Annotated in this window: 21 protein-coding genes; 8 read left to right on the plus strand and 13 right to left on the minus strand. The window is 69.3% G+C overall.

Features of this window, described 5'->3' with window-relative positions:
* Positions 1–17 precede the first annotated feature (17 nt).
* From CFB89_RS15860 to flgB, 3 genes are all read right to left on the minus strand, one after another.
* Positions 18–764 carry a flagellar hook assembly protein FlgD gene (locus tag CFB89_RS15860; protein ID WP_089468669.1) on the minus strand — a complete coding sequence of 249 codons (747 nt, stop codon included), beginning with the start codon at positions 762–764 and terminating at the stop codon, positions 18–20.
* Positions 765–831: 67 nt separating this feature from the next.
* Positions 832–1,257, minus strand: coding sequence for a flagellar basal body rod protein FlgC (flgC, locus tag CFB89_RS15865; protein WP_089468670.1), 426 nt, complete (start codon positions 1,255–1,257; stop codon positions 832–834).
* A gap of 51 nt (positions 1,258–1,308) precedes the next feature.
* A complete protein-coding gene (gene flgB / locus CFB89_RS15870) occupies positions 1,309–1,797 on the minus strand; it encodes a flagellar basal body rod protein FlgB (RefSeq protein ID WP_089468671.1) in 489 nt (162 codons plus the stop codon).
* Positions 1,798–2,001: 204 nt separating this feature from the next.
* Between flgB and flgA the strand changes: the two genes are divergently transcribed.
* The 3 genes from flgA (at position 2,002) to CFB89_RS15885 (ending at position 4,176) form a co-directional block, all read left to right on the plus strand.
* Complete coding sequence (gene flgA, locus CFB89_RS15875; protein ID WP_089468804.1) at positions 2,002–3,210, plus strand: flagellar basal body P-ring formation chaperone FlgA; 1,209 nt, start codon at positions 2,002–2,004, stop codon at positions 3,208–3,210.
* Between the two features lie 117 nt (positions 3,211–3,327).
* Positions 3,328–3,657, plus strand: coding sequence for a flagellar biosynthesis anti-sigma factor FlgM (gene flgM / locus CFB89_RS15880; protein WP_089468672.1), 330 nt, complete (start codon positions 3,328–3,330; stop codon positions 3,655–3,657).
* A 78-nt stretch (positions 3,658–3,735) separates the two neighbouring features.
* Positions 3,736–4,176, plus strand: coding sequence for a flagella synthesis protein FlgN (locus tag CFB89_RS15885; RefSeq protein WP_089468673.1), 441 nt, complete (start codon positions 3,736–3,738; stop codon positions 4,174–4,176).
* 55 nt (positions 4,177–4,231) lie between these two features.
* Here CFB89_RS15885 and CFB89_RS15890 read toward each other — a convergent pair whose 3' ends face one another.
* A complete protein-coding gene (locus CFB89_RS15890) occupies positions 4,232–6,082 on the minus strand; it encodes a M24 family metallopeptidase (RefSeq protein WP_089468674.1) in 1,851 nt (616 codons plus the stop codon).
* Positions 6,083–6,434: 352 nt separating this feature from the next.
* Here CFB89_RS15890 and CFB89_RS15895 point away from each other — a divergent pair, with 352 nt between their 5' ends.
* A complete protein-coding gene (locus tag CFB89_RS15895) occupies positions 6,435–7,214 on the plus strand; it encodes a helix-turn-helix domain-containing protein (protein WP_089468675.1) in 780 nt (259 codons plus the stop codon).
* Positions 7,215–7,267: 53 nt separating this feature from the next.
* Here CFB89_RS15895 and CFB89_RS15900 read toward each other — a convergent pair whose 3' ends face one another.
* Genes CFB89_RS15900 through CFB89_RS15915 form a run of 4 tightly spaced genes read right to left on the minus strand, consistent with a single transcriptional unit; the run spans position 7,268 to position 12,174 of the window.
* Complete coding sequence (locus tag CFB89_RS15900; RefSeq protein ID WP_089468676.1) at positions 7,268–8,509, minus strand: multifunctional CCA addition/repair protein; 1,242 nt, start codon at positions 8,507–8,509, stop codon at positions 7,268–7,270.
* Positions 8,506–9,153, minus strand: a complete 648-nt coding sequence (locus CFB89_RS15905) for a glutathione S-transferase family protein (protein ID WP_089468677.1) — start codon at positions 9,151–9,153, stop codon at positions 8,506–8,508. The genes CFB89_RS15900 and CFB89_RS15905 overlap by 4 nt, the downstream gene beginning before the upstream one ends.
* A gap of 57 nt (positions 9,154–9,210) precedes the next feature.
* Positions 9,211–10,170: a complex I NDUFA9 subunit family protein gene (locus CFB89_RS15910; protein WP_089468678.1), complete on the minus strand. Its 960-nt coding sequence runs from the start codon at positions 10,168–10,170 to the stop codon at positions 9,211–9,213.
* Between the two features lie 51 nt (positions 10,171–10,221).
* A complete protein-coding gene (locus CFB89_RS15915; RefSeq protein ID WP_089468679.1) occupies positions 10,222–12,174 on the minus strand; it encodes a lytic transglycosylase domain-containing protein in 1,953 nt (650 codons plus the stop codon).
* Between the two features lie 8 nt (positions 12,175–12,182).
* Between CFB89_RS15915 and CFB89_RS15920 the strand changes: the two genes are divergently transcribed.
* A complete protein-coding gene (locus CFB89_RS15920) occupies positions 12,183–12,791 on the plus strand; it encodes a 5-formyltetrahydrofolate cyclo-ligase (RefSeq protein ID WP_089468680.1) in 609 nt (202 codons plus the stop codon).
* 40 nt (positions 12,792–12,831) lie between these two features.
* On the opposite strand, the gene CFB89_RS15925 is transcribed toward CFB89_RS15920, so the two are convergent.
* Positions 12,832–13,344 (minus strand): winged helix DNA-binding protein, encoded by a 513-nt coding sequence (locus CFB89_RS15925; protein ID WP_218828344.1) that lies wholly within the window; start codon positions 13,342–13,344, stop codon positions 12,832–12,834.
* Between the two features lie 149 nt (positions 13,345–13,493).
* Here CFB89_RS15925 and pxpB point away from each other — a divergent pair, with 149 nt between their 5' ends.
* The 3 genes from pxpB to pxpA are packed head-to-tail and all read left to right on the plus strand — an operon-like array spanning position 13,494 to position 16,032.
* Positions 13,494–14,150 carry a 5-oxoprolinase subunit PxpB gene (gene pxpB, locus CFB89_RS15930; protein ID WP_089468682.1) on the plus strand — a complete coding sequence of 219 codons (657 nt, stop codon included), beginning with the start codon at positions 13,494–13,496 and terminating at the stop codon, positions 14,148–14,150.
* Positions 14,147–15,214, plus strand: coding sequence for a biotin-dependent carboxyltransferase family protein (locus CFB89_RS15935; RefSeq protein WP_089468683.1), 1,068 nt, complete (start codon positions 14,147–14,149; stop codon positions 15,212–15,214). Before pxpB ends, CFB89_RS15935 begins: the two co-directional genes overlap by 4 nt.
* A gap of 53 nt (positions 15,215–15,267) precedes the next feature.
* Complete coding sequence (pxpA, locus tag CFB89_RS15940; protein ID WP_089468684.1) at positions 15,268–16,032, plus strand: 5-oxoprolinase subunit PxpA; 765 nt, start codon at positions 15,268–15,270, stop codon at positions 16,030–16,032.
* Positions 16,033–16,589: 557 nt separating this feature from the next.
* On the opposite strand, the gene CFB89_RS15945 is transcribed toward pxpA, so the two are convergent.
* From CFB89_RS15945 to CFB89_RS15960, 4 genes are all read right to left on the minus strand, one after another.
* Positions 16,590–17,735 carry a TraB/GumN family protein gene (locus CFB89_RS15945; RefSeq protein ID WP_089468685.1) on the minus strand — a complete coding sequence of 382 codons (1,146 nt, stop codon included), beginning with the start codon at positions 17,733–17,735 and terminating at the stop codon, positions 16,590–16,592.
* Positions 17,728–18,744: a peptide ABC transporter ATP-binding protein gene (locus CFB89_RS15950; RefSeq protein ID WP_089468686.1), complete on the minus strand. Its 1,017-nt coding sequence runs from the start codon at positions 18,742–18,744 to the stop codon at positions 17,728–17,730. The genes CFB89_RS15945 and CFB89_RS15950 overlap by 8 nt, the downstream gene beginning before the upstream one ends.
* Positions 18,741–19,739, minus strand: coding sequence for an ABC transporter ATP-binding protein (locus CFB89_RS15955; RefSeq protein ID WP_089468687.1), 999 nt, complete (start codon positions 19,737–19,739; stop codon positions 18,741–18,743). The genes CFB89_RS15950 and CFB89_RS15955 overlap by 4 nt, the downstream gene beginning before the upstream one ends.
* Before the next feature lie 87 nt (positions 19,740–19,826).
* Complete coding sequence (locus tag CFB89_RS15960) at positions 19,827–20,744, minus strand: ABC transporter permease subunit (protein ID WP_006489141.1); 918 nt, start codon at positions 20,742–20,744, stop codon at positions 19,827–19,829.

Here is a 20,744-nt window from a genome sequence, read left to right on the forward strand (position 1 = left end):
GTGACGAGAAAGCTCGATCAGTTGGTGGTGGTGTCGCCGGTCGAGGACGACTTCGTGTTCGGGAAGATCGACGCAACCTGGGTGAGCCCCACCGTCGTGCCGTTCGACAGCACGAGCCCCGCGGTGCCGTCCGCCTGCTTGACCACGCTCTGCACCTGCGCGGCCGCGAGCGTCGCGGCCGCCTGCGGCGTGCCGTTGCTGTCGGTATACGACGCGCTGACCGTGTACTTGCCGTCCGGCAGCGCGTTGCCGGCCGCGTCGGTCGGCGTCCAGTTGAACGGCACGGTGCCGGCCGACTGCGCGCCCGCGTTGATCGTGTTGACGACGGCGCCCGCCGAGTTCTTCACGGTGATCGTCAGGTTCGACACCGAGCTCGCGAGCGACACGCCGAACGGCGACGCCGCGCCGCTCTTCACCGCGACGCCGTTGCCCGGCGCGAGCACGTTCGTGCCGATCAGCAGCGCGGCCTGCGTCTGCTGGCCGGCCGCGAGCTGCGACGACAGCGACGTGAGCGACGTGTTCAACTGCGCGATGCCGCTCACCGTGTTGATCTGCGCGAGCTGCGACGTCATCTGCGAGCTGTCCACCGGGCTGGTCGGATCCTGGTTCTGCAACTGCGTGACGAGCAGCTTCAGGAACGTCGCCTGCAGGTCGCTCGCCGACGTGCCGTTGGTCGACGACACGTTGTTGGTGTTCATCGTGTCGGTCGGCAGCGTCGACACGTTGGTGCCGTTGCCGCCGATCGTCGTGTTGGAGGAAGTCATCCTGGGTGGCCTTCTGTCGGAACTGTCGGTCCGGGTCTCGGTAGGAAAAGGTCGGGCGGCGCGCGGCTTACGAGCCGATCGTCAGCGTCTTGAGCATCAGCGTCTTCGCGGCGTTCAGCGTCTCGACGTTGGCCTGGTACGAGCGCGACGCGGAGATCATGTTCACCATCTCCTGCACCGGATCGACGTTCGGCATCTGCACGTAGCCGTTCGCGTCGGCGGCCGGGTTCGCCGGGTCGTAGGTCGATTTCATCGGCGACGGGTCGTCCATCACCTTGGTCACGCGCACGCCGCCCACGCCCTGGCCGGACGCGCTGCGCGCGCCGCCGATCGGGTCGGTCGCGAACACGACCTGCTTGGCCTTGTACGGCTTGCCGTCGGGGCCGGTCGCGCTGTCGGCGTTCGCGAGGTTCGACGCGGTCACGTTCAGGCGCTGCGATTGCGCGGACAGCGCCGAACCGGCGACGCCGAAGATGTTCATCAACGAAGGCATGGAGGCTCCTTGTGCTGGGTTCCGGATTCGGACGCGGCGCTTACGCGTGCGTTACGAGTTCGTCGTGATCGCGGCGATCATCGCCTTGATCTGCTGGGTCATCACGGTCATCCCGGTTTCGTAGTGCAGCGCGTTGTTCGCGAACTGCACGCGCTCGACGTCGAGATCGACCGTGTTGCCGTCGAGCGAAGGCTGCAGCGGCATCCGGTATTGCGCGCGGCCGTAGTCGTCCGACGGGCCGCCGGTCGGGATCAGCTTCACGGTGCCCGCCATGTGGCCCGGCTCCGTCGACACCATCGACATGCCGCTGGTCACGCCGGCCGGCTGCGCCATCGGCAGTTGGCCGGCGTTGCTGGGCGCGAGCCCGCCGCCCGCCTGCTTCAGCGAGCGCGCGAGCGTCGACGCGAAATCGACGTCGCGGGCCTGGTAGCCGGGCGTGTCGGCGTTCGCGATGTTCGACGACAGCAGTTCCTGCCGATAGGCGCGCACGTCGAGCGCCTGTCGGCCGAACGCGAATTCCGCATCGAGTTTGTCCAGCATGTGTGCGTCTCTCCGTATGAAGCGCTGCACGCCCCTCGCACCGGATGGCGACCCGAGAGGCTTTTTTCCATGACAGCGATGGTAGGCGCGGGACGCAACCGGCAATCGGGCGAATAACGCGGCAAAGGCCCCCTCTATTCATCGTTTGCGCGACGCCCCGGCTCCCTAGAATGCGAAGCGGATCAACGGATCGGGGGCATGGCGATGACAGGCGGCGCACTTCGCGACAGCAACGGGCGGCTCACGCAGGTGCGGCGTGCGTTCGCGCTCGCCGCGGCGCTGTGGATCGCCGCGCCCGCCGCGCATGCCGCCGACGGAATGATCGTGATTCCCGGGCGCGGCGAGACGACCGAAACCGCGCTCGCGCACGCCAATGCGGCGAGCGGCGGGCAGTTCGGCGGGAATGCGGGGATGGCTTCGGCTTCGGGCGGACAGCGCGCGGTCGGCACGGCGAGCGCCGCGACCGGCGACGGCTATGCGGCGCAACCGGCCGGCCAGATGGTCCTGACGAGCGTCCCGCCGCCGGCCGCCGCGCCGCTCCCGACCTACGCAGCCGCCCGCGCGAACGCCGGGTACGGCGCGACGCCGCGCGCGGCGGACCCCGCCGCCATCGCGACGGTCATCGCCGGCACGGCCGAGCCTGCATCGGCTTTCGCACGGCCGGCGCCGCAATCGGCGGCCTCGGCCCGCCTCGCGGCGGCCCGTGCCGCGTCGGTCGCGGCGGCCCCGCGCACGGCAGCCGCTTCCGCCAACCCGACGGCGGCCCCGGCCCAGCCGGCGACGCCGCCCGGCCAGCAAGACCCCGAAACAATCCAGCGCGCGGCGCTCACGTTCCTGCAGCAGCAGATCGCCGGCCTGCCCGGCAAGACCACCGCGACGGTCACGACCGCCTTTCCGCGCGGGCTCGCCGCGTGCACGACGCTCGAACCGTTCCTGCCGACCGGCGCGCGCCTGTGGGGCCGCACGACGGTCGGCGTGCGCTGCGCCGGCGCGCGACCGTGGACCGTCTACCTGCAGGCGAAGGTCGCCGTACAGGCCACCTATTACGTCGCCGCGCGCCAGATCGCGCCCGGCGAGCCGCTCTCCGCGGCCGACCTGATCGCGCGCGACGGCGACCTGACGGTGCTGCCGCTCGCGGTGATCACCGATCCCGCGCAGGCCGTCGGCGCGACCGCGCTCGCGCGCATCTCGGCCGGGCTGCCGCTGCGGCAGGACATGCTGAAGAGCGCGGCGTCGGTGTCGGCCGGCCAGACGGTGCGGGTCGTCGCGGCCGGCCCCGGTTTCACGATTTCGGCCGAGGGCAGCGTGCTCGCGAACGCGGCGCCCGGCCAGTCGGTACGCGTGCGGATGGCGGCCGGGCAGATCGTCACGGCGATCGTCAAGGACGCCGGCACCGTCGAAATTCCGCTGTAGGGACGGATCGGCCGCAAAAATGTAAAGAATTGTTTATTCGGAGCATTTCGGGTTCGCGATGCTAAAGTTCGGGCCGACCCGGCCGTTATCTGGGTCAAACCGTACAGGAAACCCATCGTGAAAATCGATTCCACTCCGAAACCGAGCCCCCTCGCGCCGACCGGCAACGGCGCGGCCCGTGCGCCGTCCGGCACGGCCGAGTCGTCCACGCAGGCAGCCGATGCAGGATCGAGCGGCGGCGACACGACCGTGAACCTGTCGGGTCTGTCCGGCCAGCTGCGTTCGGTATCCGCGTCGGGCGGTGCCGATATCGACACGGGCCTCGTCCAGTCGATCAAGGACGCGTTGAACGACGGCACGCTGACGATCGACGCGAACAAGATTGCCGACGGCGTATTGAACACCGCCCGCGAACTGCTGCAGCAGCAGCGCCCGCAGGGCAGCTAAGCCCCGGCCTCGTGGCCGGGTCACCCGGTTTGCCGGCGCGCGCGACACCGCACGCACCGGCGCGACGAGCATGACGCGATGAGAGAAGAGCTGCTGGCCACGGTCAACGACGAACACGCGACGGTCGAGGCGTTCGCGTCCCTGCTCGTCTATGAGGAAAAGGCGCTGACGACGGCCGAGCCGCTCGAGATGCTGCCCGGCATCGTCGAGAAGAAAAGCGAACTGATCGACCGGCTCGCGCAGCTCGAACGCACGCGCGACACGCAGCTTTCCGCGCTCGGCTTCCCGGTCGGCAAGAAAGGCATGGACCAGGCGGCCGAGCGCGATGCGCGCCTCGCCAGCCGCTGGCAACTGCTGCAGCAGGCCGCCGAACGCGCGCGCCAGGCCAATGCGAACAACGGGATGCTGATCCGGATCCGGATGGACTACAACGAGCGCGCGCTCGCGGTGCTGCGCTCGGCGCCCGCGCCGGCCGGCGTGTACGGCCCCGACGGACGCGTATCGGCGCTCACGCGCTGACCGGCTGACGTCGCCGCGCGGCCGCCCGGCGGCCGCGCCCCCGCCCTTCCCTTCGTTACAGCAGCGGACACGCGGTGACTTGCGTGCCGCGTTCCACGCACAGCCGCTCGTAGTCGCGCAGATACGCGCGCTCGGCATCGTCCAGCAGATCCAGGTCGATCAGGTCCCAGTCGTAGCCGACCGTCACGATGTTCTCGAACGTCACGGTGTCGGGCTGCGCGTCGTCCGGCCGCACGATCACGATGTTCTCGATCCGCACGCCGCCCTTGCCCGGCAGGTAGATGCCGGGCTCGACCGAAATCACCGCATTCGGCACCAGCCCGTACTGCGCGCCCGGCGCGAACCGCACGCCGCCCTCGTGCACGTGAATCCCGACGCCGTGCCCGGTGCCGTGGCCGAAATCGTGGCCATGATCGCGGCACACCTGCCGCACCAGCGCATCGACGTCGCCGCCCGTCGCGCTCGCCGGAAAGCGCGTGACGAGCCCCTTGATGCAGGCCTTCAGCGCGACCGTGTAGATCTCGCGCTGCCACGGCTGCGCGACCGTGTCCGGCTGCGTGCGGCGCAGCACGACGCGCGTGCAGTCCGTCGCGAAGCCGGCTTCGTAGTACGCGCCGCTGTCGAGCAGCACGAGCTCGCCTTCGGTCAGCTCGACGTCGGCGCTCGCCGCCGTGTAATGCGCGAACGCGCTGTTCGCGCCGTTCGCCGCGATCGACGGAAACGACAGCGCGACCGCCGAACGGGCGCCGTATGCGTCGTTGATGGTACGCGCGAGGTCGTACTCGGTGTGGCGCACGCCCGGCTCGCCGGTCTTCGCCCAGCGCATCGTCTCGGCGATCGCCGCGGAGCTGCGCACGAACGCGTCGCGGAACTGGTCGAGCACCGCCGGCGTCTTGCTCGCCCGCATCGCCTCGACCGGGTTGAAATCGGCATGCCGCGCGTGCGGCCACACGCGGTTCACCGCGTCGACGAGCGCGCAGTTCACCGATTCGAAGCCGTAGCACACGTGCTCGACCGCGAACTGCGCAAGGAAGCGTTCGAGCGCCGCGACGTCGCGCCGGATCACGTGCAGCGCCGGATACGAATCGAGCGCGACCTCGCAGCGGTCGCACCCCTCCGGCAAAAACAGCGCCATCTGCGCGCCGATCGCGAACAGGAAGCCGAGGTGCGACGACGCATTCGGGATGTGATAGCCGCGGCTGTTCAGCAGATACGCGAGATCGTCCGACGCGCAGGTGAAGAACGCGGTCTTGCCGTCCGCCGCGCCGGTATGCGCGGCGAGTTGCCGGTTCAGCGCGTCGAGGTTCTGCGCGACGCTCAGGCCGGTCATCGTGGCGGGAATCTCGAAGATCGGCCGCTCGACGTTCCAGCCCGGCAGCGCGATCGCGTGGTCGATCTCGCGATCGGCGAGGCTCGCCCAGTCGAGCGTCGCGGCCCGCGTCTGCTCGAACAGCCGGTTGCGCTGCGCGACGCTGATCCGCCGCGCGTCGTAGCCGACCCGCGCGAGCCGGTTCGCGTGCGCGACGAGCCAGTCGGCCATCGCCTGCCAGATCGTCGTGTCGATGCCGAGCTTCTCGACGCGCACGCGCGCCGGATCGCACTGCTCGTCGGCCTGGAAGTGATAGCGGCCGTCGACGAACAGCACGAACGGCGGCACGCCGAGCGCCTGCGCGGTCGCCGCGCTCAGGAAGATCCCGCAGCCGGCCGAACCATCGAAGCCGGACACCGCGTAGCGCGGGTTGTTGCCGCGCGGCAGGTACTCGGTCACGTAGTCGTCCTGCGACGTGATCACCACCGCGTCGAGTCGCGCGGCATCGAGCAGGCGCGACAGGCCGGCCTGGGTCTCGGCGACGGACGCGTCGTACGGGGGAAGGCCGGAGAAGCTGTATTTCAGTCGATCGATCATCGGATGCCCGTTATTCATTGTTGTCGGCGGCCGGCGGCGTGTCGCGGCATCGCGCCTGCCCGCCCCCGCACGTCGGTGCGACGCGCGGCCCGGCCGCACCGCCGTTCCAGCGGCCGCCCTCGGGAAATTTTCGTCTCACTTAACTTTGTTTGATGCGCGACAGAATCTAGAGCAGGCCGAAATCGAGGTCAAGCCAAAATTTTCGTAGGACTAAAATCGGCGCGCAGCCTGCGGATCCCGGCACAGCGCCGCTTCGCCCGGCGGTGCCGCGCGGTACAATGCGCCGGCCTCCGCTCCGGCGACCGCATCGCCGCCGCGCCCGCGCCCCGACTCGTTGCCACGAAAGAGATTCATGGATTCAGACCTCATGCGTATCGGCCAGCGCATTCGCCGCCTGCGCCGGGAAGCAAAGAAGACGCTGCTGGAAGTGGCGACCGAAGCGAAACTGTCGGTCGGGTTCCTGTCGCAGGTCGAGCGTCATCTGACGGGCATCTCGCTGTCGTCGCTCGTCAACGTCGCGAAAGCGCTGGGCGTGCCCCTCGGCACGCTGATCGAGCAGCCGCGCCAGCCGCAGCCCGATTCGCACGAGGGCAGCCGCAAGCCGTATGCGCTCGACGCCGCGTCGCAGTGGTACGAGCGGCTGTCCACCACGTTCGACGGCAGCCAGATCAATGCGCTGAAGGTGCAGATGATGAAGGGCTACCGGTCGGAATGGGTCGCGCACGGCGGCGACGAATTCGTGTACGTGCTGGCCGGCCGCGTCTGCTACACGGTCGGCAAGAAGAATTACCCGCTGGCGCCCGGCGACTCGCTGCATTTCGACGCGCGCAAGCGGCATCGCGTGGCCAATGTCGGCGACGGGCCGGCCGAGCTGATCAGCGTCAGCACGCTGCCGCTGTTCGACGACAGTTCGGCGGAATTCGCGGCCGCGACGACGGAAAGCACGCAGTCGACGCCCGGCGAGCCGCGCGTGAGCCGCCGCGCGCCGGCGCCCGGAAGGAATGATCGCGACGGCGCCGCGGCACGGCCGTCCAAGGTCGACGCAGCCCCAAAGAAAGGTGCGGCGAAGCCGCGCGCGGCCGCCGGCAAACGTCCGGCGGCGGCGACTCCGGCGCGCAGGAAGAAACCGTAACGGCCGACGGGCGCCCCTGCCGCGCGCCCGGTTCCGCGCCGACGACTCGCCGACTATTCGCCGATCGCGAGCGCCTGCGCGACGGCCTGGATCCGCGCGCGATGCACGGCTTCCTTGATCTTCTCCGTGTCGCTGCCGATGCCGCGCGCGATCGCGCCGGCATCGACGCTGCGCGCGGCCGCGAGCGCGACACGGAGCCGCTCGGCCTGCGGATACGGCTGCGCATCGAGCCCGAGCCGGCCGCGTGCGTCCGATTCGCACGCCTGCAGCAACTCGGCGAAGCGCGCCGGCTTGCGCAGCGCGTCGCTGCGCTCGAAGAGCCGCACCAGCGCGGCCGCGCCCATCTCCATCACGCGATGCAGGTTGCCGTGCTCGCGCGCGACCACCAGCGCGAGATCGCGGCACTCGTTCGGCACGCGCAACCGCTCGCACAACGGCTTGAGCAGCTCGACGCTGCGGCTTTCGTGGCCGACGTGGCGCGGCAGCACGTCCTCGGGCGTGGTTCCCTTGCCGAGATCGTGCGTGAGCGCCGCGAAGCGCACCGCCAGCGAATAGCCCTGCTTCGCCGCGTAGTCGACGACCATCATCACGTGCACGCCGGTATCGACTTCCGGGTGGTAATCGGCGCGCTGCGGCACGCCCCACAGCGCGTCGACCTCGGGCAGGATGCGCGCGAGCGCGCCGCAGTCGCGCAGCACCGCGAACATCCGCGACGGCTTCGCCTCCATCAGCCCGCGCGCGATTTCCTGCCACACGCGCTCGGGCACGAGCGCATCGACCTCGCCCGCGTCGACCATCCGCCGCATCAGCGCGAGGGTTTCGTCCGCGACCGTGAAATCCGCGAAGCGCGCGGCGAAACGCGCGACGCGCAGGATCCGCACCGGATCCTCGACGAACGCGTCGCTCACGTGCCGGAACACGCGTGCGCGCAAATCGGCCTGCCCGTCGAACGGATCGATCACGGGGCCGACCAGCGTGCCTTCCGGGCTCACCTCGCGCGCCATCGCGTTGATCGTCAGGTCGCGCCGCGCGAGATCCTCGTCGAGCGTCACGTCCGGCGCGAAATGAAACTGGAAGCCGTGATAGCCGGCCGCCGTCTTGCGCTCGGTGCGCGCGAGCGCGTATTCCTCCTGCGTCTGCGGATGCAGGAACACCGGGAAATCCTTGCCGACCGGCCGGAAGCCCTGCGCGGCCATCTGCTCGGGCGTCGCGCCGACCACCACGTAGTCGCGGTCCTGCACCGGCACGCCGAGCAATGCGTCGCGGATCGCTCCGCCTACTGCGTAGATGTTCATGGGTTCGGTTCGTATTCGGCAATCACGTTGGTTTCGCGGCGCGCGGCATCGATCCACCGCTGCACGGCCGGCAGCGCCGTCACGCGCGCCGCATAGCCGGCCGCCTCCGGCGACAGCGCCGGCGCATACGTGTTGAAGCGCATCACGACCGGCGCATACATCGCATCGGCGATCCCGAATTCGCCGAACAGGAACGGCCCGCCCGACGCCTCGGTGCATTCGCTCCACAGCGCGTCGATGCGCGCGACGTCGGCGAGCGCCTCGGGCGTCGCGCCGCGCCCCGGCATCGACGCGCGGATGTTCATGCCCATCTGCGTGCGCAGCGCCATGAAGCCCGAATGCATCTCGGCGGACACGCAGCGCGCCTGCGCACGCGCGAGCGGGTCGGCCGGCCACATCGGAAACTGCGGATAGCGCTCGGCGAGCGTCTCGGCGATCGCGAGCGAATCCCAGATCGCCGCGCCGTGATCGTCGACGAGGCACGGCACCTTGCCGGTCGGCGAGTATTCGCGGATGCGCGCGGCCGAGTCGTCGCGGCGCAGCTCGACCACGATCTCGTCGAACGGGATGCCGAAATGCGCGAGCAGCAGCCACGGCCGCATCGACCACGACGAATAGTTCTTGTCTCCAATGACGAGCTTCATGGCGAAATTCCGGAAAACGCGAAAAAGAAAAAGAAAGAGCCGACCGGCGGCGGGGCGCTAGCGACGCGAGCGGAACCAGTCGAATCGCGAGCGCTGCGTCGCGTCGCCGAGATACGCGGGCGCAATGCTTTCGAGACTCGCGGGCGAGAGCCCGAGTTCCGGCGCGAGCGGCCCCGACAGCACGTTCGGCACCGACATCGTCGCGAGATTGTCGCGCGTGAGCACGGGCTCGCCCGGCAGGCATTCGAACACGCTCGCCTGCAGCCGCGCAAGCGCGTCGGGCAGCCGCACGATGCGTGCCTGCCGGCCGACCAGCGTGCCGCAATAGCGCACCAGTTGCTCGAGCGTGTAGACGGTCGGGCCGCCGAGTTCGTAGGTCTTGCCGTGCGCGCCCGCCAGATCGAGCGTGTTGACGAACGCGCGCACGACGTCGCCGACGAACACCGGCTGGAAGCGCGCGTCGGGCATCGCGAGCGGCAGCACGGGCACCGTGCGCTGCAGGTTCGCGAACGTATTGAGGAAGGCGTCGCCGGGTCCGAACACGACCGACGGCCGGAAGATCGTCAGCGCGAGCGAATCGGTGGCCGCGATCGCATGCAGCGCGGCTTCGCCGTCGCCCTTCGAGCGCTGGTACATGCTCGCGCCGTGCGAATCGGCGCCGAGCGCGCTCATATGCAGCAGGCGCCGCACGCCGACCTCGGTGCAGGCGGTCGCGAGCGCGGCCGGCAGCGCGACGTGCGCGCGCTCGAAGCCGGGCCCGTACGGCGTGCCGCGGCCGCCGTGCAGCACGCCGACCAGGTTGATCGCCGCGTGCGCGCCGGCGACGAAGCGCGCGAGCGTGCGCGTGTCGAGCGCATCGAGTTCGACGATGTCGATCGGCAGCATCTGCAGGTGGCGCGCGTGGTCGCGCCGCCGCGTGCCGATCCGCACGTGCTTGCCGGCGTCGATCAGCGCATTGACGAGCCGGCTGCCGATGAAGCCGGTGCCGCCCAGCAGCGCGACGGTCTGGCGATCCATGTTCCGAACCTCAAAAGAACACTGCCGCGTCTCGCGCGGCAGTTCGGTGTATCAGGGCGAGATCATGCCGAGACGTTTCTTCAACGACTGCGGTTTGCCCTCGAAGAGCGCCGCGTAGTAGACGGTGTTCGACAGCACGTTCTTCACGTAGTCGCGCGTCTCGTTGAACGGAATCGTCTCCGCGAAGATCGCGCCTTCGACCGGCCGCGTCAACACCTGGCGCCACTGGCGCGGCCGGCCCGGGCCCGCGTTGTAGCCGGCGGTGGCGAGCACCGGCGAGCTGTCGAAGTTGTTGTAGATGTCCGCGAGATACCAGGTGCCGAGCTGGATGTTGGTGTCGATGTCGTGCATCTGCGCACGCGAGATCGTGCCCATGCCGAGCTTCTTCGCGACCATCTGGGCCGTCGCCGGCATCAGCTGCATCAGGCCGCCCGCGCCCACCGACGAACGCGCGCTGATGATGAAGCGCGATTCCTGGCGGATCAGCCCGTACGCCCACTCGACGTCAAGGCCGGTCGATTGCGCGTAGCGCTCGACGGTCGTGCGGTACGGCGACGGATAGCGCAGCGTGAAATCGTGCTCGGCCTTCGTGCGGTCGGCCGTGTTGACCGTGCGGTCGAGCAGCTCGACGCGCTTGCCGTATTCGGCGGCCGCGAGCAGCTGGCGATCGGTCATCCCGCGCAGCGGCCAGTTCCATTCGCGATTGCCTTCGAGGCGCAGGTTCAGCGCGTAGAAGCGTTGCGCGAGCGCGAAGCCCGGAATCTTGCCCATCGCGTCGATCTCGGCGTCGCTCACCTTCGTGCGCGGCGGAATCGTCGTGCGCTGGCCGAGCTCTTCGCCGGCCAACTGCCCGTAGAAGTTGAACTGGCCGGCGACCTGCTCGAATTCCTGGTTCGCCTGCAGCGTGTCGCCGCTCTGCTTGAGCGCGCGCGCATGCCAGTAGATCCACGCCGGATCGTCGCGCAGCGACGGCGGCATCTGCTCGATCGACCAGCGCACCATCGGCCAGTTGCCGGCGAGCAGCGCGGCGCGCGTGCGCCATTCGTAGCCCGGGTTCGACAGCGGCGCGTTCGCCGATTTCGCATACCAGACCGACGCCATCGGCGAGCGCTTGATCGCGCCCTGGTAGCCGATCGCGCCCCACGCGATCGCCTGTTCCTGCTTGGTCAGCGAAGGCGCGAGCGTCGTCAGCATCCCGGCGGCGGCGTCCGGATCGTTGCGCGCCATGCGGCCGAGCGCGATCAGCGCGAGCTGATGCGATGCGGCGTCAGCCCCGACGCCGCGCGCGAGATACAGCGGCGGCGCGCTCGTCGCCTGGTCGAAGCCCGCGGGGCGCGGGCCGAGCGCGTCGACGATCTTGCCGCCGAGCGTCGTGTAGTTCTGCTCGTACGCGAGGCGCGCCTGCTGCCACACGTCGTCGCTCGTGAACTGCTGGTTGACGGCGAGCGCGGTGATCAGGTCGACGCACGCATCGCCGTAGTTCTTCGGCTCGACGAGCAGCGCGCGCGCCGCGTCGGCGACGTTCTCGTTGCGCGCCGCGCGCGATTCGAGCGCATAGCACTTGACCTGCGTGTCGTCGTCAAGCACGAAGCGCTTGTACTGGTCGTCGAAATTGCGCCAGTCGTGGCGCGCGCCGAGCACGAGCAGGTAGTCGTTGCGCAGGCGATCGGCGATCGCCTGGCCGTCGTAGCGCTGCAGGAACGACTGCACGGGCGCGTCCGGCGCATCGACGCGCGCGCGGCCCGTCGAATCGAACAACTGCGGCTTGATCTGGAAATACTCGACGTAGGACGGCACCGGATAGTTCGGGATCATCGATGCGAGCTGCGCGGCCTTCGCGGCGTCGTTGCGGCGTGCGGCTTCGCGAAGCTGCACGAAGATCTGGTCATCGCCGGGGAGCGTGTCGTCGTTCGGTGCGGCGCATGCGGTCGTGCCGGCGACAAGCGCGGCGGCCGAAAGCGCGAGCGCGACCGCGCGATATACTCGGAAAAGGCTGTTAGACATCGTTTTGAATGGAGCACGAAGTGAGCGAAAGCATAGCATGCAACCCTGTGCCGAACCCGAAGGTTGCGCTGCGCAAAACGCTGTCCGGCGCCCGTCGCGACGCCGCGTCGCAGCCCGCCGCGAACGCCGCGCTCGATGCGCGGCTGCGCACGCTGCTCGATCGCCTGGCGCCGTGCACGGTCGGGTTCTACTGGCCGCTGCCGGGTGAATTCGATGCGCGCGAGGCCGTGCTCGCATGGTGCGCGACGGGCGCCGGCCGGTGCGCCGCGTTGCCGGTGATCGGCGAGCGTCACACGCCGCTCGCGTTTCATGCGTGGGACGCGCACACGCCGATGCGCGAAGGCCATCACCGGATTCCCGAACCGGCGTCGGGCATCGTCGTCGTGCCCGATCTTTTGCTGATTCCGTGCGTGGGATTCGATGCGCAGCGCTACCGGCTCGGCTACGGCGGCGGCTACTACGACCGCACGCTCGCCGCATGGCCGAGCGACACGCCGCCCGTGACGGTCGGCATCGCGTACGAAGCGTGCCGCGTCGATGCGCTGCCGGCCGAGGCGCACGATCTCGCGCTGCGCTGGATCGTCACCGACGGTGCGCTTTACCCGGCCGCCGAATGATGGCGCGCGCGTCGCGGCGACCGACCGTTTCCGCGATCGTTTACAGCGACGCCGCCGCGCGCGCGGCCGTGTCGTAGAGGCCCGATGCGTTGCGCAGCAACTGCGCCGCGTCGCCGATCTGCTCGTTGGTGAGCCCGCTTTCCTTCAGCGTCTCGATCAGGCAATGCTCGCGCACCTCGCGGTACTTCAGGCACAGCTCGCGGCCCGCGTCGGTCGCGAAGAAGAACGCTTCCTTGCCGCTCTTCTCGCTTTTCACATAGCCGCGGGCGATCAGTTTTTTCAGCGCATAGGTCGCGACGTGCGTATCCTCGATATTGAGCACGAAGCAGATGTCGGCGAGCTTCTTCTTGCGTTCGCGATGGCTGACGTGATGCAGCAGCGAGACCTCGACCGCCGTCATGTCCTTCGCGCCCGCCGCCGACATGCAGCGCACCATCCAGCGGTTGAACGCGTTGCCGGCCATGATGAGCCCGTATTCGAACTCCGACAGCTCCGCGCTCGAATCGGAAACGAGGTGTTCGGATGACACGATCTTGGTCGCAGGACGCTTCATGGAAAGGCGGCGCAAGCCGGATGACAGGATGTGCCCGAGTGTACGCCAGAAGCCCCGGCCGACGAGCTAGGCGAAAACGCTTATTGAGAAGTTGTCGATATTTTATTGACAATGTGCGCTACCATTGCCGTCCGAACCGTGCCAGTCCGATGACGCCACCCCGCATTTATCCGCTCGGCGATGCCGCCCTCGTCTGCGAGGTCCCGCCGCCCGCCACGCTCGATTGCCAGCGCCGCGTCTGGGCCGTGGCCGCGGCCGCGCGCGCATGGCCCGACGTGATCGACGTCGTCCCCGGCATGAATAACCTGACCATCGTGTTCGACCCGCTCGCCGCGACGGCCGACTCGCTCACGCCCGCGCTGCGCGACGCGTGGGAGACGGCCGACGTCGAGCACACGGACGGCCGCGAGGTCGAAATCCCGGTCGAGTACGGCGGGGCCGCCGGCCCCGATCTCGCCGCCGTCGCCGCGCACACGGGCCTGTCGGCCGACGAGGTCGTCGCGCGCCACGCGGCCGGCGCCTACGTCGTGTTCTTCGTCGGATTCCAGCCGGGCTTCGCGTATCTGGGCGGCCTCGACGCGTCGCTGCATACGCCGCGCCGCGCGGCGCCGCGGCTCGAGGTGCCAGCGGGCTCGGTCGGCATCGGCGGCGCGCAGACGGGCATCTACCCGGCTACGTCGCCCGGCGGCTGGCAACTGATCGGCCGCACGTCGCACCGGCTGTTCGATCCGGCGCGGCCGCAGCCGACGCTGCTGCTGCCCGGCGACCGCGTACGCTTCACCATTGCGGGAGTCGACGCACGATGACCCAGAGCAACGCACCGGGCACCGTCGAGGTCGTGCGGGCCGGCCCGCTGTCGACCGTGCAGGATCTCGGGCGCCGCGGCATGCGCCATCTCGGCGTCGCGCAAGGCGGCGCGCTCGACGGCCTCGCGCTCGAAGTCGGCAACCGGCTCGTCGGCAACCGCCCCGACGCCGCGGCCGTCGAAATCACGATCGGCCCCGCCACGTTCCGCTTCACGCGCGCCACGCGCATCGCGATCACCGGCACCGAATTCGGCGCGACGCTCGACGGCAAGCCCGTGTATTCGTGGTGGAGCCTGCCGGTCGACGCCGGCCAGACGCTCGTGCTGCCGGCCGCGAAGCGCGGCATGCGCGGCTATCTTTGTATTGCGGGCGGCATCGACGTGCTGCCGATGCTCGGCTCGCGCAGCACCGATCTCGCGTCGCGCTTCGGCGGCCTCGGCGGCCGCACGCTGCGCGACGGCGACCGGCTGCCGGTCGGCGTGCCGCCGGCCGGCGCGGGCTGCCTCGCGGCCGACGCGCCCGAATTCGGCGTGAAGGCGCCGGCGTGGTGCGCGTTCGTGCGCGTCGACGAGCCGCCGCGCCGTCACCGCCCCGCCCATGCGCCGTGGGCGATGCCCGTGCGCGTGCTGCCGGGCCCCGACTACGCGTCGTTCGCGGCCGATTCGCAGCAGGCGTTCTGGGACGAGGAATGGCTCGTCACCGCGAACAGCAACAGGATGGGCTATCGCCTCGCCGGCGCCGAGCTCGTGCGCGAGCGGCCGGTCGAGCTGCTGTCGCACGCGGTGCTGCCGGGTACGATCCAGGTGCCGCCGAACGGCCAGCCGATCGTGCTGATGCACGACGCGCAGACCACCGGCGGCTACCCGAAGATCGGCACGGTGATCCGCGCCGACCTGTGGAAGCTCGCGCAGGCGCGCCTCAACCTGCCGATCCGCTTCGTGCGCACGACGGCCGACGCCGCGCGCGCCGCCCTCGTCGCGGAACGGGCGTACCTGCGGCAGATCGACGTCGCGATCGAGATGCGCGAGGAAGCGCGCCGCCGCGCCCAATCGCGCGCGGCGTGACAATGGCGGAAGCAGGAGAAGGACGGGCCACGCAACCAGTGGACGAGGAACATATGGAAATCGATCTGAATGCCGATCTCGGCGAAGGATGCGGATCGGACGAGGCGCTGCTCGACCTCGTCACGTCGGCGAACATCGCATGCGGCTGGCATGCAGGCGGCGCGAATGCGATGCGCGACTGCGTGCGCTGGGCCGTGCAGAAAGGCGTGTCGATCGGCGCGCACCCGAGCTTTCACGATCCGGAGAATTTCGGCCGCAAGGAAATGCAGCTGCCGGCCGGCGACATCTATGCGGGCGTGCTGTACCAGCTCGGCGCGCTGTCGGCGATCGCACAGGCCGAGGGCGGGCGCATCGCGCACGTGAAACCGCACGGCGCGCTGTACAACCAGGCCGCGCGCGACCCGCTGATCGCCGACGCGGTGGTGTCCGCGATCCACGACTTCGATCCGTCGCTCGCGGTGTTCGGGCTCGCGAACAGCGTGTTCGTCGCGGCCGCGCGGCAGGCGGGGCTCGCCGCGGTGGAGGAAGTGTTCGCCGATCGCGGCTACCGCGCGGACGGCTCGCTGGTGCCGCGCAGCCAGCCTGGCGCGTTGATCGACGACGAAGACGCGGTGCTCGCGCGCACGCTCGACATGGTGCGCAACCGGCAGGTGCGCGCGCTGAGCGGCGAATGGGTGCCGCTCAATGCGCAGACCGTCTGCCTGCACGGCGACGGGCCGCATGCGCTGGCGTTCGCGAAGCGGATCCGCGCGGCGCTCGAGGCCGCCGGCGTCGACGTGGTTGCGCCCGGGGCGGTGCAGGCCGACGAAGGCGCGTAGCGAAGCAGTCGGCACCTGCCTGCGCGCCGCACGTTTTCGTCGCACCAAAGAAAAAAGCGCCCTCGTGGCGCTTTTACGTTGATGCAATCGCCGCGGCTTCGCCGTCTGTCGATTCATCCCCCGAAACCGTCTTTCGACGGTGACCGGAAAAATATTCCGGATTAAAAAACGTCCGCCGCCGCCCGATCACTGCCTTCCCCGGTCAGACGACGGAACGTCGCTTATGTGCAAGTCGACCTGCATGCATGTGTTGTTCGACGACGATTGGCCCCGCCGTGCATGCAGACTCTCCGCGGCCGGCACGTGCTTCACGTGCCGGCGACGCTCACCCCGCGCTTTATTTCTGCTACCCCGTAGAACTTATCTATTCTTTTCATTTTTTCAACTTGTGGGATGAAGAATAGATATCGGCCGAACGGGATGTCAATCGTTTTAAACGCTATTTTCCGAAGTTTCGAGGGTTTTCCTTATCGACCGCTGCCCGCGCGCAAGCGCTTCGCGCGTGGCGCGCGACGTCGATCAAACAGGGGACGATCGGTGCGGGCGGCCGGACGCGATCAGTTCGCGTCGACCCGGTATCCTTGCTGGCGCAACAATTCGAGCACGCCGCGCGAGCCACCCAGATGCAGCGCGCCGATCGCGACGAACAGCGGCCGGTTTGGCGCGGCGATTGCCGTCATCCGTGCAACGAAGCGCCGGTTGCGCTCGTACACGATCTTGTTGTCGAGCGACGCCGACAACGCCTTCGAACGCGCGAGCCGTTCGCTCTTCGCGACGGCCCACGCGGCGATCGCATCGGCGTCGCCAATTCGCCACAGTCGATGCAGCGCCTTGATGTCGTCGGCGTTCTGCGCGGGTGTCTGCACCATGTCCTGCGCGAGCATCTCGCGCTGCTCGGCGAGCGTCAGCCCGGTGAACGCGCGCATCTGTTCGGCGAGCGTCTCGAGCCCGATCACGCGCCCGCCTTTCTTCTTCAGGAATACGTTCTGCAGCTGCGCCTCGGTGCCGTATTCGGTCTGCAGTCCGGCCGACAGCGAATCGTAGGTCTCGACGACGAGCGCCGCGAGCCACGGCCGCATCTTGCGGATCTCGGCGAGCGCGGCCGGGTTGCCGCGCAGGCGCGCCGCGAGCTGCTGCCACAGCGGCTCGGAAAGCAGGCGCTGCAGGCACGGGTAGCGGCACACGCCGTACTTCGACACGTCGTCCTGCGATTCGAGCAGATCGTCGGGCGACAGCTCGAGCGCGAGCGTCGGCGATGCGGCGAGCGCCGCGAGGATACGCGGCCGGAACGGCTGCGCGCTGGGGTAATCGGACGGATCGCCCGTATGCAGCGTGCCGAGCACGTAGAGCGTGACCTTGCCCTTGGTCGCCACGTAGAACGGCATGCGCGCCGGCTGCACGCGCACGGTGCCGCGCGACACCGTGCCGTCGGACACGGCCGGCGCATGGAAGCCGGGCAGGCTCATGCCGGGCGGCGGCACCTGCGACGGATGAATCGGCGAAGTGGCCGGCGCACGCCCTTCGGCGCGTGCCGGTTCGACGGGAACCACGACGCTGGCCGCCACGCACGCGCCGGCCAGCGCCGCGCCCGTGACGGTACGCACGCTCCAGCGCCGCGCGTAGCGATACGCGCGCATCGCGCGCGCGCCGCCGGCTCCCGCACGGCGCACGCCGGACACGCGCGCCGCCAACGCTTCAGGCATTCTCCTCCCCGACCTCCTCGGCGCGATGGCAGGCCACGCGCCGGCCGTCGACTTCGCGCAATGGCGGCTCCTCGACGCGGCACCGCTCGACCGCGTACGGGCAGCGCTGGTGGAACGCGCAGCCCGACGGCGGATTGAGCGGCGACGGCAACTCGCCCTGCAGCTTGATCTGCACGCGGCGATCTTCCTCAAAGATCGCCGGCGTCGCCGACATCAGCGCCCGCGTGTACGGATGGCGCGGCCGCGCGTAGATCGTCGCCTTGTCGCCGAGCTCGGCGACGCTGCCGAAGTACATCACCATCACGTCGTCCGCGACGTGCTCGACCACCGACAGGTTGTGCGAAATGAACACGTAGCTCGTCTTGAACTGCTCCTGCAGATCCATGAACAGGTTCAGGATCTGCGCCTGGATCGACACGTCGAGCGCGGACACCGGCTCGTCGGCGACGACGATGCGCGGATCGAGGATCATCGCGCGCGCGATCGCGACCCGCTGGCGCTGGCCGCCCGAGAACATGTGCGGATAGCGCTTCGCGTGCTCGGGGCGCAGACCGACCGTGCGCATGATCTGCGCGATGCGCGCGGCGCGCTCGGCGGCCGTCAGGTTCACGTTGATCTCGAGCGGCTCGGCGAGCGTCTGCTCGACGGTCTTGCGCGGGTTCAGCGACGCGAACGGGTTCTGGAACACCATCTGCACGCGGCGGCGCAGATCGGCGACCGTCTCGCGGTTCGCGCCGGCGACGTTCTTGCCGTCGATCACGAGGCTGCCCGCGGTGGGCGTCTCGATCATCGTCAACTGGCGCGCGAGCGTCGACTTCCCGCAGCCCGACTCGCCGACGACGGCGAGCGTCTTGCCGCGCTTCAGCGAGAACGACACGCCGTTCAGCGCCTTCACCGTGCCCTGCCCGAACATCCCGCGCTTCACCGTGTAGTGCTTCGCGAGGCCGTCGGCCACCAGTACCGCTTCCTCGTCGTGCGATGCGCGAGGCGTTTCGTTGACAGCATTCATCGTGCGCCTCCCGTCAGGTCGAGGTTGGAAAGATTGAGCGGCTTGATGCAGCGCGCGCGCATCGCGTCGTTGCCCGACACCAGCGCGTCGAGCGCCGGCCGCGCCTTGCGGCAATCGTCGACGACGTACTTGCAGCGCGGCGCGAACAGGCACCCGGACGGGCGATCATCGCGGCCCGGCACCATGCCCGGCAATGCGGCAAGGCGACGCGCCCCCTGATTGTGCTCGGGAATCGCCGCGAGCAGCGCTTCGGTGTACGGATGATGCGGCGCGCGGAAGATGTCGGGCACGCGATTGGTCTCGATGACTTCGCCCGCGTACATCACCGCGACGCGATGCGCGACCTCCGACACCACGGCCAGATCGTGCGAGATCAGCACGAGCGCCATCCCGCGTTCCTTCTGCAGCTTCACGAGCAGATCCATGATCTGCGCCTGGATCGTCACGTCGAGCGCGGTGGTCGGCTCATCGGCGATCAGGAGCTTCGGGTTGCACGCGACGGCCATCGCGATCATCACGCGCTGGTTCATCCCGCCCGACATCTGGTGCGGGAACGACGCGATGCGGTTCTTCGCATCGGGAATGCCGACCTGGTCGAGCAGTTCGAGCGCGCGCCGGTGCAGCGCGTCGCCGCGCAGCCCTTCGTGCAGCTTCAGCACTTCCTTGATCTGGTAGCCGACCGTGTAGCTCGGGTTCAGGCTCGTCAGCGCGTCCTGGAACACCATCGCGATGTCCTTGCCGACGATCTTGCGGCGCGCCTTCGGCGATGCCTTCAGGAGATCGACGCCGTCGAACGTGACCTCGTCGGCCGTCACCTTGCCGGGCGCGTCGATCAGGCCCATCAGCGCCATCATCGTCACGCTCTTGCCCGAGCCCGATTCGCCGACGACGCCTACCACCTCGCCCGGCGCGACCGACAGGTTGATCCGGTCGACCGCGGGCAGGCCGTTGAAGTTCACCGCGAGATTGCGGATGGTCAGGAGATTCTGGGTCATGTCATCCTCCGCCGGGTCGCCCCACCAAGGAGGATGACCGCCCCCTTGGGGGGCAACGAACGAAGAGAGTGTGGGGGTCGTTTCATATCACGCCATCCGCTTCAGTTTGGGATCGAGCGCGTCGCGCAGCCCGTCGCCGAGCAGGTTGATCGCGAGCACCGAAATCAGGATCGACAGGCCGGGCATCGTCACGATCCACCACGCGTTGTCGATGTAGTCGCGCGCGGACGCGAGCATCGCGCCCCACTCGGCGGTCGGCGGCTGCACGCCGAGGCCGAGGAAGCCGAGCGCGGCCGCGTCGAGAATCGCCGACGAGAAGCCGAGCGTCGCCTGCACGATCAGCGGCGCCGTGCAGTTCGGCAGCACCTGCGAGAACATCAGGCGCAGCGTGCCGGCGCCGGCCACGCGCGACGCGGTCACGTATTCCTTCTGCAGCTCGCCGAGCGCCGATGCGCGCGTGAGACGCACGTAGGCCGGCAGCGCGACGATCGCGATCGCGAACATCGTGTTGGTGAGGCCCGGGCCGATGATCGCGACGACCGCGACCGCGAGCAGCAGCGACGGCAGCGCGAGCAGCACGTCCATGATGCGCATCACCGGCGTGTCGGCCCACTTCTGGAAGAACGCGGCGACGAGCCCGAGCACGATGCCGGGGATCAGCGCGAGCACGACCGACACGAAGCCGATCCAGAACGACATCCGCGCGCCGAACATCAGCCGCGAAAGGATGTCGCGGCCCGCTTCGTCGGTGCCGAGGATGAATTGCCAGTTGCCGCCGGCGAGCCACGCGGGCGGAATCTTCACGTAGTCGCGATATTGCTCGACCGGGCTGTGCGGCGCGATCAGCGGCGCGAGCAGCGCGACTGCGATCAGCACGATCACGACGATGCCCGCGCCGACGGCGCCGCGGTTGCGCGAGAAGTTGGCCCAGAACTCGCGCAGCGCGAGCGCACGGCCGCCGGCCGGCGCGGATTCGGTCGGCAGGGTGTTTTGCAGATTGCTCAT

This window comes from Burkholderia sp. AU16741 (genome assembly GCF_002223345.1).
Lineage (GTDB): Bacteria > Pseudomonadota > Gammaproteobacteria > Burkholderiales > Burkholderiaceae > Burkholderia > Burkholderia sola.

Excerpts from the sequence above, each read along its gene's own strand:
- CFB89_RS15910 (WP_089468678.1), bottom strand. The coding sequence starts at position 10,170 with ATGGATCGCCAGACCGTCGCGCTGCTGGGCGGCACCGGCTTCATCGGC.
- CFB89_RS15950 (WP_089468686.1), bottom strand. The coding sequence starts at position 18,744 with ATGAATGCTGTCAACGAAACGCCTCGCGCATCGCACGACGAGGAAGCG.
- CFB89_RS15915 (WP_089468679.1), bottom strand. The coding sequence starts at position 12,174 with ATGTCTAACAGCCTTTTCCGAGTATATCGCGCGGTCGCGCTCGCGCTT.
- CFB89_RS15920 (WP_089468680.1), top strand. The coding sequence starts at position 12,183 with ATGGAGCACGAAGTGAGCGAAAGCATAGCATGCAACCCTGTGCCGAAC.
- CFB89_RS15890 (WP_089468674.1), bottom strand. The coding sequence starts at position 6,082 with ATGATCGATCGACTGAAATACAGCTTCTCCGGCCTTCCCCCGTACGAC.
- CFB89_RS15885 (WP_089468673.1), top strand. The coding sequence starts at position 3,736 with ATGAGAGAAGAGCTGCTGGCCACGGTCAACGACGAACACGCGACGGTC.
- CFB89_RS15905 (WP_089468677.1), bottom strand. The coding sequence starts at position 9,153 with ATGAAGCTCGTCATTGGAGACAAGAACTATTCGTCGTGGTCGATGCGG.
- CFB89_RS15945 (WP_089468685.1), bottom strand. The coding sequence starts at position 17,735 with ATGCCTGAAGCGTTGGCGGCGCGCGTGTCCGGCGTGCGCCGTGCGGGA.
- flgA (WP_089468804.1), top strand. The coding sequence starts at position 2,002 with ATGACAGGCGGCGCACTTCGCGACAGCAACGGGCGGCTCACGCAGGTG.
- CFB89_RS15925 (WP_218828344.1), bottom strand. The coding sequence starts at position 13,344 with ATGAAGCGTCCTGCGACCAAGATCGTGTCATCCGAACACCTCGTTTCC.
- CFB89_RS15900 (WP_089468676.1), bottom strand. The coding sequence starts at position 8,509 with ATGAACATCTACGCAGTAGGCGGAGCGATCCGCGACGCATTGCTCGGC.
- pxpB (WP_089468682.1), top strand. The coding sequence starts at position 13,494 with ATGACGCCACCCCGCATTTATCCGCTCGGCGATGCCGCCCTCGTCTGC.
- flgC (WP_089468670.1), bottom strand. The coding sequence starts at position 1,257 with ATGCCTTCGTTGATGAACATCTTCGGCGTCGCCGGTTCGGCGCTGTCC.
- pxpA (WP_089468684.1), top strand. The coding sequence starts at position 15,268 with ATGGAAATCGATCTGAATGCCGATCTCGGCGAAGGATGCGGATCGGAC.
- flgB (WP_089468671.1), bottom strand. The coding sequence starts at position 1,797 with ATGCTGGACAAACTCGATGCGGAATTCGCGTTCGGCCGACAGGCGCTC.
- CFB89_RS15860 (WP_089468669.1), bottom strand. The coding sequence starts at position 764 with ATGACTTCCTCCAACACGACGATCGGCGGCAACGGCACCAACGTGTCG.
- CFB89_RS15895 (WP_089468675.1), top strand. The coding sequence starts at position 6,435 with ATGGATTCAGACCTCATGCGTATCGGCCAGCGCATTCGCCGCCTGCGC.
- CFB89_RS15960 (WP_006489141.1), bottom strand. The coding sequence starts at position 20,744 with ATGAGCAATCTGCAAAACACCCTGCCGACCGAATCCGCGCCGGCCGGC.
- CFB89_RS15955 (WP_089468687.1), bottom strand. The coding sequence starts at position 19,739 with ATGACCCAGAATCTCCTGACCATCCGCAATCTCGCGGTGAACTTCAAC.
- CFB89_RS15935 (WP_089468683.1), top strand. The coding sequence starts at position 14,147 with ATGACCCAGAGCAACGCACCGGGCACCGTCGAGGTCGTGCGGGCCGGC.